This is a genomic window from Cytobacillus sp. T106, from assembly GCF_040492155.1.
In the GTDB taxonomy this organism is placed as follows: domain Bacteria; phylum Bacillota; class Bacilli; order Bacillales; family Cytobacillaceae; genus Bacillus_AB; species Bacillus_AB infantis.
In genome coordinates this window covers 91,010-104,898 of sequence record NZ_JBEUMK010000003.1, presented here as the reverse complement: position 1 = coordinate 104,898, position 13,889 = coordinate 91,010, and the positions used below count along the sequence as shown (strand labels likewise).

Genomic DNA, 13,889 nt, shown 5'->3' with positions numbered 1-13,889 from the left:
ATATTTGATAAGGAAAGAAGATGAACTTATGTCTAAACATGCAAATAAACTAAACGAAATTCCATTCTCTGTGCTTGATCTTTCGCCGATAACAGCCGGAAGTACTCCTGCTGACTCTTTCCGCCATACATTGGAACTCGCACAGCTAGCTGAGAAACTTGGCTACAACCGTTTTTGGCTGGCAGAACACCATAATATGCCGTTTATAGCCAGCTCCGCCACTTCTGTTGTGATGTCCCATGTGGCAGCCGGTACATCAAAAATCAGGATTGGTTCAGGTGGAATCATGCTTCCGAATCATGCCCCGCTGGTAATTGCTGAGCAGTTTGGCACTCTTGAATCATTATACCCGGGGCGAATTGACCTTGGTCTGGGACGGGCACCTGGTACAGATCAGGGGACCGCTCGCGCATTGAGACGCGACTTGAGAAGCACAGGAGATGACTTTCCTGAGCAATTAGCGGAACTCCGAGGTTACTTTGATCCATCCCTGGCACAAGGGAACCCTATAAAAGCTATTCCTGGTGAAGGTTTGAATATTCCAATCTGGCTGCTGGGTTCAAGCGGCTTCAGTGCGCAGCTGGCCGGAGAACTGGGTTTGCCATTCGCGTTTGCCGCCCATTTTTCGCCGCTTAATACTCTGGGTGCACTGCAGATCTATCGCAAAGCGTTTAAGCCTTCGAATGTTCTCGATAAGCCGTATGCGATAGTGGCATTGAATATCATTACAGCAGAAACCGATAAAGAGGCAAAGCGCCTTTTTACCACCATACAGCAGCAATTTTTGAATCTGATGAGCGGCAGCCTTATCCCGCTTCAACCACCGGTAGATGACATATCCGAAGTTGCCGGCAGCTACCAGTTAAAGGCACTCGAGCAGCAATTAGGCTCATCAATTGTCGGCAGCAGGGAGACGGTAAAGGAAAAGCTGCATACATTTTTGGAAGAGAGCCAGGCAGATGAAATCATGACCATTGCCCAAGTGTACGATCACAAAGCCCGCCTGCGATCATACGAGCTTCTGGCAGAAATCACAAATAGCGAACGGTAAAAAGGAGGACATCAGCAATCAAGCCTAAAAGTTATAGTTACTCGCGGTTTAGCCGAAAAATTTAGAGAGGTGAATAAAGAATGACTGCACATAAAGATCCCATTTTAAAAGCAGGGGATTGGGTAAAGGGAAAGTCAATCGATGGGGAGCTGCTAATGGGTTATATAGAATCTCTAGCTGCCCAGGGTGGGGCTCTGAAAGTAACAGCCGTTACATCTGATAATGATATGGCTGTTGGGAAAACTATTCTAATGCAGAGCAAAGATGTGAAGAAATTGCCGGAAACGAAAGTATCAAACAAAGAGCAAATTCGTTTTCTGATTGATTTGGCGCTTTCTACAGGAGACGAGGAATGGTTTATAGAACTTTCTTCCCAGATAAACTCCATGAGGCAGCTTGTTGATTCCATTAGATAACGCAAAAGAAGAAATGTCGATTCGGCAGGATGAGTGTCTGTAAGTTCCTTGCAAGGCTGGGAAGCGGCAGGCACTTTTTTTCTCCTATCTGCCATTCTCCCTTAACTTAGTGAGGAGTGATTCAGCTGCAGGACCAAATGGACAAAGTGCTTCACTTACTTTCGGCCAAACTTGGGAAAAAATTAAAAGACATTCTATATGAATGCCTTTATATTAACAGTCGATATTTGATTTTTCACCAATATCCTTAACAACATCCTCGAGCAGCACGTTACCCAATACTTTCTCCATTGCTAACTGTGCAGCTGAAAATATCGGCTCAATTGTGTTTTGGATGTGCCTTCCCACCGGACAGTCGGGATTAGGATTTTCATGCATTCCAAACAACTCATTATCTTGTACAACATTAACAGCCTTGTATACGTCAAGGAGTGTAATTTCCGACATTTCCCTGGCAAGCTTGGCTCCTGCGATTCCTGGGTGCACCTCTACCAATCCTGCTTTCTTTAACATCCCCATAAGTTTCCTGATTACAGCAGGGTTCGTGTTAACGCTAGAGGCCAGAAAATCGGAAGAGCTAATCCCGTCCTTATTAAACTCAATCAACGACAATATATGAATTCCTACAGAAAATCTACTGCTGATGGACATAAAGCATCCCTTCCGTTTGTAATTAATTCGATTACAGGTTTATTATACCTTAAAATCATGAAGAATAACAAAGGGCAAACCGTTTATGTTGACTTGACACTCTCTTGTAATTATAATGATTACAGGTAATTGAATTGGTTACAACCGTAAAGTGAAACTAGGAGGACTTTATTATGAAATTATTAGTGACAGGCGCCACAGGAAAACTTGGAACAAAAATTGTGGATTCTTTATTAAAAACTGTTCCAGCTGAGCAAGTGGCTGTCAGTGTCCGTAATCCTGAAAAAGCTGCAGGATTAGAAGCTCGCGGAGTAGACGTCCGTAAGGGTGATTTTGACAGCCCGGAAACATTGGATACAGCTTTTGCCGGCATTGACCGCTTGTTAATCATTTCTGCTGATGGGGACAATGAAACAAGAATCCGCCAGCATGGAAACGCGGTCGCTGCTGCGGAGCGCGCCGGTGTTAAATTTATTGCTTATACAAGTATAGCCAAAGCTTCTGAAAGCACCAATCTAATGGCTCCGCCTCATGTTGCCACTGAAGCAGCCATCAAGAAAACAGGGATCCCTTATTCATTTCTCCGCAATAACTGGTACCTCGAGAATGAAATTCCAACCATCCAGGCTGTTTTGGCTGGGGCACCATGGGTTACATCAGCAGGTAATGGCAGAGTAGGCTGGGCAACGCAGCAGGATTATGCAGAAGCTGCTGCTGCAGTCCTCTCTGGTAGTGGTCACGAAAACACAATCTACGAACTGTCAGGGAAATTATTGACCCAGGAAGAACTTGTATCCGAACTGGGGAATGTCCTGGGGAAAGATGTCAATGTGCAGCAGGTGGATGACACTGCCTATGCGGCTATCATGAAAGATGCAGGTCTCCCTGAGTTCATCATCCCGCTCCTGGTAGGCATTCAGGAAAGCATTCGCAGCGGCTCTCTGGAAGTTGAAAGCAACGATTTCGAAAAGGTTCTGGGACGTCCTGCCACACCTGTCAAAGAGGCATTAACTGAAATGGTCAATGAAATCTCCCAGACAAGATAAACAAAATTAAACCGGCCTTTCTTCGATAGAAATGGCCGGTTTTTATGTTCGTTGATGTTTTAAAAGCAGGAAGGCTTCTTCTATAGATACTCTTATGATGACACCAGGCAAATGGTTTCTAAAATACTTTGCCTGCAGTAGTTTTAAACTGTTCCCTGAATATTTTATAATGTCGGTAAGTTCAATGCAGTATCAATATTAGTTAAATCCAAACTGATCTGTTCGTTTGTATCATAAGCATGATACCATCCTTTTGCTGCCATATAAGTGGATATTTGTTCATGCATATCAAGAGCTTCCACTAAATGGCGGGTGAGTATTTCTTTAATTTCCGGTGTTCCTGACTCCGTAACTGCCATGGCATAATTTCTCACTCCGCTTTTAGCTGAAATGAGCAGATCCATTGCAACCACTTGATCTGATAATGCATTCATGCCAGTTAAATTTTCAATGATTGGATTCATTTTCATCCACCTCCTAATTTACTGCTTAGCATTCGAAAGGATAGAAGCATATTCTTGTAATTGTCTCGTAGATACATCAATGTCCTGCAGCATAATATCTTTTAATTGAGGGTCTGTAACCAACGCTTTCATCGTTTTGGACTTTGTTAGGCAATTGGTCTTAAATGCAGCCATCTCATGAACCTCAAGAACTTCATGCAAGGCGTAGTTCATTTTTTATTCCTCCTCCCTTAAGGTTTCAGCACAACTTTAATACATTCATCCATTTTTGTGTCAAATATCTCATATCCATGTTTTGCTTCGCTGAGAGGAAGGACATGACTTACTACATCACTTGGGTCAATCTTGCCAGTCGATACCAATTCAAACATGTATGGCATATAATGGATGACAGGGGCCTGTCCGGAGCGGATATTGATATTCCGCTGCATAATATCTCCAAAAGGGAAACCATTATATCTGCCGCCGTAAACGCCCGTAACTTGAATGGTCCCGCCTTTACGCACTGCTTGTGAAGCCATGATAAACGCACTTAATGCTCCCCCTTGAAGCTTCATTCCACTCGCAAGGAATTCCATATCAGTCATTTTACCGTCCATACCAACTGCATCAATGACAACATCAGCGCCGCCCTTTGTCATTTCTTTCAAATGCATTCCCGCATTTTCAAATTGTTCAAAATTAACAATTTCAACTTTGTTGGTACGTTTGGCATGCTGCAGACGGTAGTCGACATAATCTACCGCAATGACACGCTTTGCACCTTTTAACCAGCAGAATTTTTGAGCAAAAAGACCAACCGGACCGCATCCTAATACAATAACTGTATCTCCACTTTTTACGCCTGCATTGTCAACGCTCCAAAAACCAGTAGTCATCGCATCGGCAATAACGGATAACTTTTCATCTGGTTCTTCACAAGTCTCAGGAATTTTGAAATGAGTAAAGTTGGCAAACGGCACTCTTAAATACTCTGCTTGTCCGCCTGGATAGCCGCCAGTCGTACCAGAATATCCGAAATATGCACCCATATCGCCATTATCATTAGAATTATCACATTGGCTTTCCAAATGGTTTTTACAATACATACATTCCCCGCAGGCAATGTTAAAAGGAATAATAACACGATCCCCTTTTTTTACTTTCGTTACATTTGGTCCAACCTCTTCAACAATCCCCATCGGTTCATGACCGATAATATAGTCTTCCTGCATGTTTGGAATCATTCCATGAATCAAATGTAAATCAGATCCGCATATTGCTGTACTCGTTACTTTAATTATCATATCATCTGGTTTTTCGATCTTTGGATCTGGAACTTCTTTGACTACAACATTTTTAATGCCCTGATATGTTACTGCCTTCATGTTATACAGCCTCCAGTGTTATTGTTCATCAGGTGTCCGGTCAAACATACCTTTTCTATTGGTTTCAACAGGGAACAGATTCATTTTGCCAATCATCAGTGTATTGTTGGCAGAGAGCTGATCTAGTTTATACTGTTCACTTAGTTCGTGTGGGTGGAACCATTTTTTGCTGACCATCAGGTCTGTAATTTCCTGATGCATGGTAATACCTTGCATTAATTGGTTTCGTAAGAGGGTTCTAACATCAGGTGATGCCGACTCCGTTAATGCGACAGCAATATTACGCACACCTTCTTTAGCACGAAGGAGGAAGTCCATGGCAAATGTGGTATCAGCCAGTTCAGGTACATGTAATGAGTTTATAGGGTCTAAATAGTCATTATTCAATGAAGTTGCCTCCTTTTCAATTTACTATTGGTGTAGGGCGGTTTTGAGGAACAGGAGCTTCAAAAGGTGCACGCTGATAAATCGCCTGTAATTCTCCAAGCGATTGGATAGATTGTTCAACATCTTTTTTCATTAATTCTCTCAAATCCTGATCAAATACCAGACCTTGCATTAGTTTTGATTTCGCCAGGCAAAGGGTTTTAAAGTTAATAACTTCATGCAGATCCAATGACTCATGATCGGCTAATTTTTGAACGTCCATTCTGGTGACCTCCTTATTGACTTGTACAAAGATATAGTTTCAAAATTTACAGCAAATTATCCCGATTTTTTTAGGGTATTTTTTAGTTAAAACTGCAGGAGGAAAAAAGAAGATTTAAGGAGAAATGAAATGTACAGTATTTATTAGAATAAGCAAAAAAGCGAGGGGGGCAATGATGAATTCACTGTATTTATTTGAATATTCCCAGTGATGAATATATTGTATTTTTCTTCAGTTTTATGTAGTGAAGTAAAAAGTCTGTTTTCAGTAAATAGAAAAGAAAAAATAGCTATTAAAAAAAGCCTGTATCCATGAATCTAATTGAAGATACAGGCATTTTCTTTTACTCGAAACTTTATGACGCCCAAATTTGAATATTAGATAATAGAGTAGTTAAAACCATACCTGGGATTAGTATAATAAGGCGGTCTCCAACCAATTTCCGGCATTGGCCAGGAATGGTTGATATAATCCATCCTTACTTTTTGATCTGAATGATTGACCAGCAATAATTTTACTTCAGGACTAAACTCGAAATTCAAATGGCTGCCTCCTTAACATTTTTTCTTACTTTTTACCTTATTCATACTAATTGGATATGGAGCATGTACCACTTTCTTAAAACGGTCATGAACAAACATCTGAGCCGATAGAAAGAGGATTTTACTTTATTGGAAAACAGGCACTTCGTTCAGACGCCCAACATAGGTTAAACATAAAGTTTTAAACCTGGAGGTTTCCTATGAGTCAAGAAAATCAGAATCGCGAAATGCCGCAAGTGGATCAGATGCAAGACATCGAATTCACGGATCAAATGGATATGATGGATCAAATGCCGGAAATGAATCAATCGCAATTGTATCAAACTCAAATGTATCAGATGCAGCAAGCCAATCAGATTCCCCATTATCATATGCCCCAAATGCAGCAAGCCAATCAGATGCCACAGTACCCAATGCCTCAAATGCAGCAAACCAATCAAATGCCCCAATATGTTATGCCGCAAATGGGCCAGCATGCTGGTAATGGGATAGGGCAATATCAATACGGAGATATGATGGGGAAATATCAGCAGAGTAACATGATGGGCCTGAAGGAGCAAAAGAAGCTGCAGGAGATCCAGCAGCTGCAGCAAGCATTTGATGCCAATAAAGTGGAACACCCATACCCGATGTATCCTAATTATGGAAAAATCATTCAATATGAGGAAATACCATTAAATTTACCTGAACAACGCCAGCTTTTCCATCCTGGTGTGGAAGGGTTAATGGTGCCCCGGCCGATCATTGAAAATCCCAATTATAAAGGAAGCGGAAAATTAAAGGGAAAGGTTGCGCTCATTACAGGCGGTGACAGCGGTATTGGGGCTGCGGTAGCGATTGCGTTTGCCAAGGAAGGCGCTGACGTAGCCATTGCTTATTTAAATGAACATGAGGATGCAAACCGCACCAGAATGAGGGTTGAACAACTTGGCCAGCGCTGTTTATTAATGCCTGGCGACTTGCGGGATAAACGGCAATGTGTCGCCATTGTAGAACAAACGGTAAGGACATTCGGCCGCCTGGATATACTCTGTAACCATGTGGGGATCCAGTTCCAGCAGAAGAGCTTGACGGACATTACGGATCAGCAATTCGATGACACCTTTAAGGTAAATATCTATTCTCACTTCTATACAACAAGAGCAGCGCTTCCATATATGAAACCGGGAAGCTCGATCATCCAAACCTCATCTGTTGTGACTTATGTTGGCGAAAAACAAATGATTGATTATACTGCTACAAAAGGCGCCAACGTAGGATTTACCCGTGCACTGGCCAAAAACGTAGTGAAAAAGGGAATCCGAGTTAATGCAGTAGCGCCCGGACGGATCTGGACGCCGCTTATCGCTGCGAGCTTTTCGTCAGACCAAGTGGCGGTATACGGAGCCTTTAATCCTATGCAGCGTGTGGCCCATCCATTTGAATTAGCTCCAACCTATGTATATTTGGCATCCGATGATTCACGCTTTGTCACCGGCCAAGTGCTGCATGTGGACGGCGGAGAATCTACTCATTCATAAAAGAAAGCTAAATTTCCGAAATCTAGTAAAGCGCAGCCGATTTCCAATTATTGTGGGGGAATCGGTTTTTTTATTGGTTAAAGTTCCATGCTTAGTGCCATTTTTTAAAATACAAGATGTTTCAATTTGCTGAGTCCTTTGAATTCCAAGACGCCGTAATGAAAGAAATCAATGAGCTGCGTTTTGAGTTTGACAGCATGAGGCAAATTGTTCAAATCCGTCAGACGATTGATACAACGGATGAGTTTTATTAGAAAGTAAGGGGATTTTTCAATGAAGTGAGGCCAGCCTACAAGGGTCTAATCACAAACTTTTATGAGGCCCTTACAGCTTCTAAATTTCTCTCTCAGTTGGAGGATAAGTGGGGAAACAGATTTTCTTATTGGCGGACAGTCAATTAAAGACGTTTTCTCCTGATGTCCTGTAGGAAATGCAGGAAGAAAACAAAAAATAGGTGCCTGACCCCACATCAACATAACCCATGTTAAACTCACACAAAGTTTAAAAAAACCTGTTAATTGGAGGCAAGGCACGTAGACTCCTGTGGGAAAGCAGCGGCAATGCTGAGACCCCGCAGCGCACAGCGGGAGGAGGCTCAGCGTCGCCCCGCGGAAAGCGAAGTGCCTGGAACGGAAATTAACAGCCCCATATTACCGGCAGAATAGTAAAAAGAAGGATTAAACTTGAGATTGCTCAAATTCAATAAGAATTAAATGTTGAATTACCAGAAGAATTAACTGCCTTATTTAATGAAACAAATGGTGTGTTTGACAACTGGAATTGTCCTTTGGTTTGGCCAGCTTCCCAAATGATTAAGGACAGTCTATTTTATAGAAATTTTAAAGATTATAGAGATATTTATATGCCATTTGATAATCTTTCAGACGCAGGCAATGGCGATTTATTTTGTTATTTTGATAGGAAGAACGATGAACGCCTAATAGAATATGAGTTTAATGTTTTTCTTATATAAAAATAAGGCTTGAGGAGTTCCCCAAGTCCCTAGGTTGATCATTATTTTCACTTATTCTTTGCAATAAGCACTGAAGTTAGCATTTTTTATCGCAGTAAAAGCTTGCCCCCACAATGATAAGTAAAATAAACAGAACTACAATTAAGAAAAAATCGTTCCGGTGACTAGGGCAGCTGTAACTATATGCAGGATATGGAGCTCCATAATCATATGCTGGGGATGTATAGGCAGGCATTGGAGCGGCATTAGGAGCAACGTTTGGAGGAACATTTGCACTAAGAGTCGGCGGAGCGTTTAGATTTGAATACATGTATCATACCTCCCTCGAGTAATGAATTTCTCTATATAGTACTCTCGAAGGTGAGTTTGGAGCCCGTCTATAAAAAAATGGGCGAATGTCCGGGTGATTTGATCTGACCGGCTATTAGATTGAATAATAGAGATAGTGTACATATGAAATGGAGCTTTTGTTATGGTGCACGATTGGACGCTGGGGTTTGTATGCTGCACTGTTCCTTTGCCAGCCTGCCGCTCTTAATAAATACTTGAAAGAAGGCCTGGTCACCAATTTTGTTATATATGCTGATTGCTGACTGTCCGGTTTTCTCGTCTCATTAAGGAGCCGAATCATTTCTTCTGATGTTCTAATATTAAATCCGTGTCCAAACAGCCTGCCATCCTCAAGGAGCACAGCATTAACACCCCTGAAATGTGGTGTTTTTCGATCAAAGTCAGGATTATTTACGTACAGGACGTCTCCAGATATAAAATGATCAGAGTAAAAGGTGATGATGCCCAGGTCTGTATCTGTATGCCAGCTGTAAAGATAAAGATTCTGAAACAGTGAATTAAACCCATTGCTGCCGATACTATTCAATATGGCATGGTAATAGATGATTGGAATTGCTGTCGCGCATTCAAATGCATAGTATGAACCGTTCCGATAAATATCTATAATTGCATCAGCCGGCCGCACATCTGGCCTTAAAAGGAATCCGCCTGCTCTTGTTAATTGCCAGTACCTGGGATTGCAGCGGGCATATTCAAAGCTTGTAAACACAGCCTGACTTTTGTCCATTTCTTTCGCGCTTTGAATAATGTTCTTTCGCACTGTAAGTTCAAAAAGTAATTCATACTCGGAATTATAAGAATACAAAACTGGTGCAGTCTGCATCTGCTGCATGATCGTTTTCTCAACACTTCCAAGCTGCCCATTTTCTTGGTTTTGAAAAGGTACCCCTGATATCTGGATCATACAATCCCCCAATTCCTATTTCGCTTTTCTTTGCGCTCATATCTATCGTATTCTCTTATTTATGAATCATGTTAAAAAGAGCCAAGGGGTCAGGTCCCTTGGCTCAACAAACAAATTCGCTAAGGTAAATGTTGTTCAGCTTAAGGAGTCTGAGAAGAATTAAGAAGATACAGCTGATTATGTTTATACTGGAGAACTTTTGCTCGGTGAAGGTTAGAAGAGGCAAAAAATAATAATGGCAAAAGTACGCATTTCTTCTGAAGATGCTTAAATGCCGCTTCCTTAGCCATTCTTGATGGTTTGGAACAACAGCAGCGAAATTATATTTCGAAAAACGAAATTTTTCTTCAAAACTAAAAGGAATTTGTCTCATTCTGCCGAAATATGTACGTATGATATTTTTACTGCATAAGGAGGATCTTTGATGAATTTTAATGACTACCCATACACAAGACCTAATATGGAAGAGGCAGAAAGAAATTTTAATCAATTATTAGAGAAGTTCCAATCTGCGGAGTCCTTTGAAGTCCAGGACGCCGTAATGAAAGAAATCAATGAGCTGCGTTCTGAGTTTGACAGCATGAGGCAGATTGTGCAGATCCGTCAGACGATTGATACAACAGATGAGTTTTATAAGAAAGAAAAGGATTTTTTCAATGAAGTGGGACCAGCCTACAAGGGTCTAATCACAAATTTTTATGAGGCCCTTACAGCTTCAAAATTCCGCTCTCAGCTGGAGGATAAGTGGGGGAAACAGTTATTCCTATTGGCGGACAGTCAGTTAAAGACGTTTTCTCCTGATGTGCTGAAGGAGATGCAGGAAGAAAACAGGCTGGTTAGTGAGTATGTGGATCTGCTTGCTTCGGCTAAGATTCCGTTTGATGGGGAAGTGAAAAATCTTGCCCAGTTAGTTCCTTACCACCAGTCACCTGACCGCAGCGTGAGGAAGGAATCCAATGAAGCGAAGTACAGCTTCTTCATTGAGCATGCCGATCAGTTGGATGGTTTATACGACAAGCTTGTAAAAGTGCGTACCCGTATTGCCAAGAAGCTGGGTTTTTCTTCTTTTACAGAGTTAGCTTATGCCAGGCTTTCCCGTACTGATTATGATGCTGAAATGGTGGCAAAGTTCCGTGACCAGGTGAAAGAGTATATCGTTCCATTAGCCACCAAACTCAAACAAAGGCAGCAGGAACGTATCGGCGTCGATACATTCAGGTATTACGATGACAGCTTCAGCTTTAAGACAGGAAATCCTGATCCTAAGGGAGATGCGGAGTGGATTGTCGATCAGGCGAAGAAAATGTACGAGGAAATGTCCCCGGAAACGAACGAATTTTACACTTATATGGTGGAAAACAACCTGATGGACCTGTTAAGCAAAGCTGGTAAAGCTGGCGGCGGATACTGCACCTATATCAGCCAGCATAAGTCACCATACATTTTCGCGAACTTTAACGGAACCAAAGGCGATGTTCGTGTATTAAAGCATGAAGTGGGGCATGCTTTCCAGGTATTTGAAAGCCGTGGATTTGAAGTGCCTGAGTACGGGTTCCCTACGCTGGAAGCATGTGAAATCCACTCCATGAGCATGGAATTCTTTGCCTGGCCATGGATGGACCTCTTCTTCGGGGAAGATACGGATAAATACAAGTTCTCTCATTTAAGCGAAGCGGTTCTGTTTATTCCTTATGGTGTAGCAGTCGATGAATTCCAGCATTTTGTGTATGCTAACCCGGAAGCAACTCCAGCCAAGCGAAAGCACGCTTGGAGAGATATCGAGAAGAAGTACCTCCCGCATCGCGATTATGAAGGAAATGATTTCTTGGAAAATGGCGGCTTCTGGCAGCAGCAGGGACATATTTACAAAGTTCCTTTCTATTATATTGATTACACACTGGCCCAAATCTGTGCGCTGCAATTCTGGAAGCGTACGCAGGAAAATACTGAAGAAGCCTGGAAGGATTACCTGCACTTATGCAAGCAGGGCGGAAGCCAGTCATTCACAGGACTTGTCAAAGAAGCGAATTTGATTTCTCCGTTTGAAGATGGGTGTGTGAAATCGGTGATTGGTGAGATTGAGGCTTATTTGGATACGGTTGATGATGAGGCTCTTTAAAAAGTAATAATTTGGGGATTGGCCAATATAAGGGGCCAATCTCCTTTTTTGCTTCAACTTAGCCTAGTTGGAAATATTCAAAATTTACTTTAGTTTGATAAAAACCGTCTACTCGTGCTATAAGTGTATATGGAGCAAAAACTTTTGCCTAAGTTCTGGGATGAAAGTATGATAGAATATCCCATAATGAAAGGATTTGAATATCAACATGACCAACAATTTCTGGCGTGAATTGCCACGGCCATTTTTTATACTTGCACCAATGGAAGATGTGACGGATGTTGTGTTCCGGCATGTCGTGAGCGAAGCCGCTCGGCCTGATGTGTTTTTTACCGAGTTTACGAATACAGAAAGCTATTGCCACCCGGAGGGAAACCAGAGCGTGCGCGGGCGGTTGACTTTTACCGAAGATGAGCAGCCGATGGTTGCCCATATATGGGGAGACAAGCCAGAGTTTTTCCGGCAGACGAGTATCGGTGTGGCGGAGCAGGGTTTCCGCGGCATTGATATCAACATGGGATGTCCGGTCCCGAATGTAGCCCAGAGAGGAAAGGGCAGCGGCCTGATTCTCCGTCCTGAAGTGGCTGCAGAGATTGTGCAGGCAGCAAAAGCGGGCGGCTTGCCTGTCAGTGTGAAGACAAGGCTTGGCTACACAGAGGTGGACGAGTGGCAGGACTGGCTCACACACATACTGGAACAGGATATCGCTAATCTTTCGATCCATCTTCGAACTCGCAAGGAAATGAGTGAAGTAGATGCTCACTGGGAGCTGATCCCGGAAATCAAGAAGCTTCGTGACCGTGTGGCTCCGGATACTCTTTTGACCATCAACGGGGATATTCTTGACCGTCAAGCCGGCCAGCAGCTGGTTGATCAATATGGTGTGGATGGAGTGATGATTGGGCGCGGTATTTTTAAAAATCCATTTGCCTTTGAAAAAGAGCCGAAAGATCATACTCCTAAGGAACTGCTTGATCTCTTGAGATTGCACCTGGATCTTCATGATAAATATTCGAAAGAACTGGAAGCACGTCCGTTCAGGGCTCTTCACCGCTTTTTCAAGATTTATGTGAAAGGTTTCCGGGGTGCTGGTGAATTAAGGAATCAATTGATGAACACAGATACTACGGAAGATGTGCGAACGCTGCTTGATGGGTTTGAGGGGACGATAGAGTAAAAGATTTAAGCATATGAAACAAAGTGACTGGGGAGTACAGGTTCATTTCATCAGCAGCACCTAAACAGGCTGAGACTTCAACTGATGTTGAGGTCTGGTTTTTTTCCGGTGGAGCTCAGCAGTCATCACGTGAAATTTACTGAGATGAATCCAGATGAAAATTTTCGACGGATGAAAAAGAAATGACATCTCTAGAAATGCGCAGAGAAGGGTTTAAAGGATGCAAAAAAATCTCGTCTTGATGCTGGTTTTCCTGGCTTTAATCGGGCTAGGCACAAAAATATATTATTATTTCTTCTGGGAACAGGAAACTGAAGAGGAATATAGGAACAGAATGTTAGAGACACTTGATGAATGTCCCAGCCGTAACGGAAAATCAGGGTATTTTTCCAGAGGCACAAGAGTTGGGAAATATGATGGCGATTCAATTGAATGTGAAGAAGCATATGAATTCATGGATAAGCTATTAGAAGAATAGCTATAGAACCTCATGACATGGTGTCTGCCGCTTCCCGTTTTGTCGACTAAGACAAAAGGGAAGAGGCAGGCATCTTTTTTTCAATCAATGACAGAATCAATAAAAATCCTACAATATAATATAAAGCTTGTCGGAATTTGCATATTAAAATATACAGAAAATTTCAAATATACCGTTGACG

At 42.2% G+C, this 13,889-nt stretch carries 15 protein-coding genes; 7 read left to right on the top strand and 8 right to left on the bottom strand.

What is annotated here, in order from left to right:
* The first annotated feature begins 28 nt into the window (after positions 1–28).
* Positions 29–1,051 carry an LLM class flavin-dependent oxidoreductase gene (locus ABU165_RS08160; protein WP_094767380.1) on the top strand — a complete coding sequence of 341 codons (1,023 nt, stop codon included), beginning with the start codon at positions 29–31 and terminating at the stop codon, positions 1,049–1,051.
* A gap of 80 nt (positions 1,052–1,131) precedes the next feature.
* Positions 1,132–1,467, top strand: coding sequence for an IDEAL domain-containing protein (locus ABU165_RS08155; RefSeq protein ID WP_094767376.1), 336 nt, complete (start codon positions 1,132–1,134; stop codon positions 1,465–1,467).
* A gap of 213 nt (positions 1,468–1,680) precedes the next feature.
* On the opposite strand, the gene ABU165_RS08150 is transcribed toward ABU165_RS08155, so the two are convergent.
* The gene (locus ABU165_RS08150) at positions 1,681–2,118 is read right to left on the bottom strand and encodes an Rrf2 family transcriptional regulator (RefSeq protein WP_101547548.1); all 438 of its coding nucleotides are present in this window, start codon (positions 2,116–2,118) and stop codon (positions 1,681–1,683) included.
* Positions 2,119–2,291: 173 nt separating this feature from the next.
* On the opposite strand from ABU165_RS08150, the gene ABU165_RS08145 reads away from it, so the two are divergent.
* Entirely contained in the window at positions 2,292–3,164 is an 873-nt protein-coding gene (locus ABU165_RS08145) for an SDR family oxidoreductase (protein ID WP_311224474.1), read from the top strand.
* A gap of 164 nt (positions 3,165–3,328) precedes the next feature.
* Here ABU165_RS08145 and ABU165_RS08140 read toward each other — a convergent pair whose 3' ends face one another.
* Genes ABU165_RS08140 through ABU165_RS08120 form a run of 5 tightly spaced genes read right to left on the bottom strand, consistent with a single transcriptional unit; the run spans position 3,329 to position 5,644 of the window.
* Positions 3,329–3,628 (bottom strand): spore coat protein, encoded by a 300-nt coding sequence (locus ABU165_RS08140; protein WP_094767373.1) that lies wholly within the window; start codon positions 3,626–3,628, stop codon positions 3,329–3,331.
* A gap of 18 nt (positions 3,629–3,646) precedes the next feature.
* Complete coding sequence (locus ABU165_RS08135; RefSeq protein WP_094767372.1) at positions 3,647–3,841, bottom strand: hypothetical protein; 195 nt, start codon at positions 3,839–3,841, stop codon at positions 3,647–3,649.
* 17 nt (positions 3,842–3,858) lie between these two features.
* Entirely contained in the window at positions 3,859–4,995 is a 1,137-nt protein-coding gene (locus ABU165_RS08130; RefSeq protein ID WP_094767371.1) for a zinc-dependent alcohol dehydrogenase, read from the bottom strand.
* Positions 4,996–5,013: 18 nt separating this feature from the next.
* Positions 5,014–5,382 carry a spore coat protein gene (locus ABU165_RS08125; RefSeq protein WP_094767370.1) on the bottom strand — a complete coding sequence of 123 codons (369 nt, stop codon included), beginning with the start codon at positions 5,380–5,382 and terminating at the stop codon, positions 5,014–5,016.
* Positions 5,383–5,398: 16 nt separating this feature from the next.
* On the bottom strand, positions 5,399–5,644 hold the full coding sequence (locus ABU165_RS08120) for a spore gernimation protein GerQ (protein WP_094767369.1): 246 nt from the start codon (positions 5,642–5,644) through the stop codon (positions 5,399–5,401).
* A gap of 1,081 nt (positions 5,645–6,725) precedes the next feature.
* Here ABU165_RS08120 and ABU165_RS08115 point away from each other — a divergent pair.
* Positions 6,726–7,706: an SDR family oxidoreductase gene (locus ABU165_RS08115; protein WP_371931607.1), complete on the top strand. Its 981-nt coding sequence runs from the start codon at positions 6,726–6,728 to the stop codon at positions 7,704–7,706.
* Between the two features lie 1,049 nt (positions 7,707–8,755).
* Here ABU165_RS08115 and ABU165_RS08110 read toward each other — a convergent pair.
* Together ABU165_RS08110 and ABU165_RS08105 are read right to left on the bottom strand one after the other, a co-directional pair.
* Positions 8,756–8,914 carry a YjcZ family sporulation protein gene (locus ABU165_RS08110; protein ID WP_148950342.1) on the bottom strand — a complete coding sequence of 53 codons (159 nt, stop codon included), beginning with the start codon at positions 8,912–8,914 and terminating at the stop codon, positions 8,756–8,758.
* Between the two features lie 189 nt (positions 8,915–9,103).
* On the bottom strand, positions 9,104–9,934 hold the full coding sequence (locus ABU165_RS08105) for a protein-glutamine gamma-glutamyltransferase (RefSeq protein ID WP_318060060.1): 831 nt from the start codon (positions 9,932–9,934) through the stop codon (positions 9,104–9,106).
* Positions 9,935–10,358: 424 nt separating this feature from the next.
* On the opposite strand from ABU165_RS08105, the gene ABU165_RS08100 reads away from it, so the two are divergent.
* From ABU165_RS08100 to ABU165_RS08090, 3 genes are all read left to right on the top strand, one after another.
* Positions 10,359–12,053 carry a M3 family oligoendopeptidase gene (locus tag ABU165_RS08100; protein ID WP_318060059.1) on the top strand — a complete coding sequence of 565 codons (1,695 nt, stop codon included), beginning with the start codon at positions 10,359–10,361 and terminating at the stop codon, positions 12,051–12,053.
* Between the two features lie 208 nt (positions 12,054–12,261).
* The gene (locus ABU165_RS08095) at positions 12,262–13,230 is read left to right on the top strand and encodes a tRNA dihydrouridine synthase (RefSeq protein WP_318060058.1); all 969 of its coding nucleotides are present in this window, start codon (positions 12,262–12,264) and stop codon (positions 13,228–13,230) included.
* A gap of 220 nt (positions 13,231–13,450) precedes the next feature.
* Positions 13,451–13,708 carry a hypothetical protein gene (locus ABU165_RS08090; RefSeq protein WP_009790976.1) on the top strand — a complete coding sequence of 86 codons (258 nt, stop codon included), beginning with the start codon at positions 13,451–13,453 and terminating at the stop codon, positions 13,706–13,708.
* Positions 13,709–13,889: the final 181 nt, after the last annotated feature.

Bases quoted from the DNA above. Each gene is read 5' to 3' on its own strand.
- ABU165_RS08160 (WP_094767380.1), top strand. From the start codon at position 29: ATGTCTAAACATGCAAATAAACTAAACGAAATTCCATTCTCTGTGCTT.
- ABU165_RS08155 (WP_094767376.1), top strand. From the start codon at position 1,132: ATGACTGCACATAAAGATCCCATTTTAAAAGCAGGGGATTGGGTAAAG.
- ABU165_RS08150 (WP_101547548.1), bottom strand. From the start codon at position 2,118: ATGTCCATCAGCAGTAGATTTTCTGTAGGAATTCATATATTGTCGTTG.
- ABU165_RS08145 (WP_311224474.1), top strand. From the start codon at position 2,292: ATGAAATTATTAGTGACAGGCGCCACAGGAAAACTTGGAACAAAAATT.
- ABU165_RS08140 (WP_094767373.1), bottom strand. From the start codon at position 3,628: ATGAATCCAATCATTGAAAATTTAACTGGCATGAATGCATTATCAGAT.
- ABU165_RS08135 (WP_094767372.1), bottom strand. From the start codon at position 3,841: ATGAACTACGCCTTGCATGAAGTTCTTGAGGTTCATGAGATGGCTGCA.
- ABU165_RS08130 (WP_094767371.1), bottom strand. From the start codon at position 4,995: ATGAAGGCAGTAACATATCAGGGCATTAAAAATGTTGTAGTCAAAGAA.
- ABU165_RS08120 (WP_094767369.1), bottom strand. From the start codon at position 5,644: ATGGACGTTCAAAAATTAGCCGATCATGAGTCATTGGATCTGCATGAA.
- ABU165_RS08115 (WP_371931607.1), top strand. From the start codon at position 6,726: ATGATGGGCCTGAAGGAGCAAAAGAAGCTGCAGGAGATCCAGCAGCTG.
- ABU165_RS08110 (WP_148950342.1), bottom strand. From the start codon at position 8,914: ATGCCTGCCTATACATCCCCAGCATATGATTATGGAGCTCCATATCCT.
- ABU165_RS08105 (WP_318060060.1), bottom strand. From the start codon at position 9,934: ATGATCCAGATATCAGGGGTACCTTTTCAAAACCAAGAAAATGGGCAG.
- ABU165_RS08100 (WP_318060059.1), top strand. From the start codon at position 10,359: ATGAATTTTAATGACTACCCATACACAAGACCTAATATGGAAGAGGCA.
- ABU165_RS08095 (WP_318060058.1), top strand. From the start codon at position 12,262: ATGACCAACAATTTCTGGCGTGAATTGCCACGGCCATTTTTTATACTT.
- ABU165_RS08090 (WP_009790976.1), top strand. From the start codon at position 13,451: ATGCAAAAAAATCTCGTCTTGATGCTGGTTTTCCTGGCTTTAATCGGG.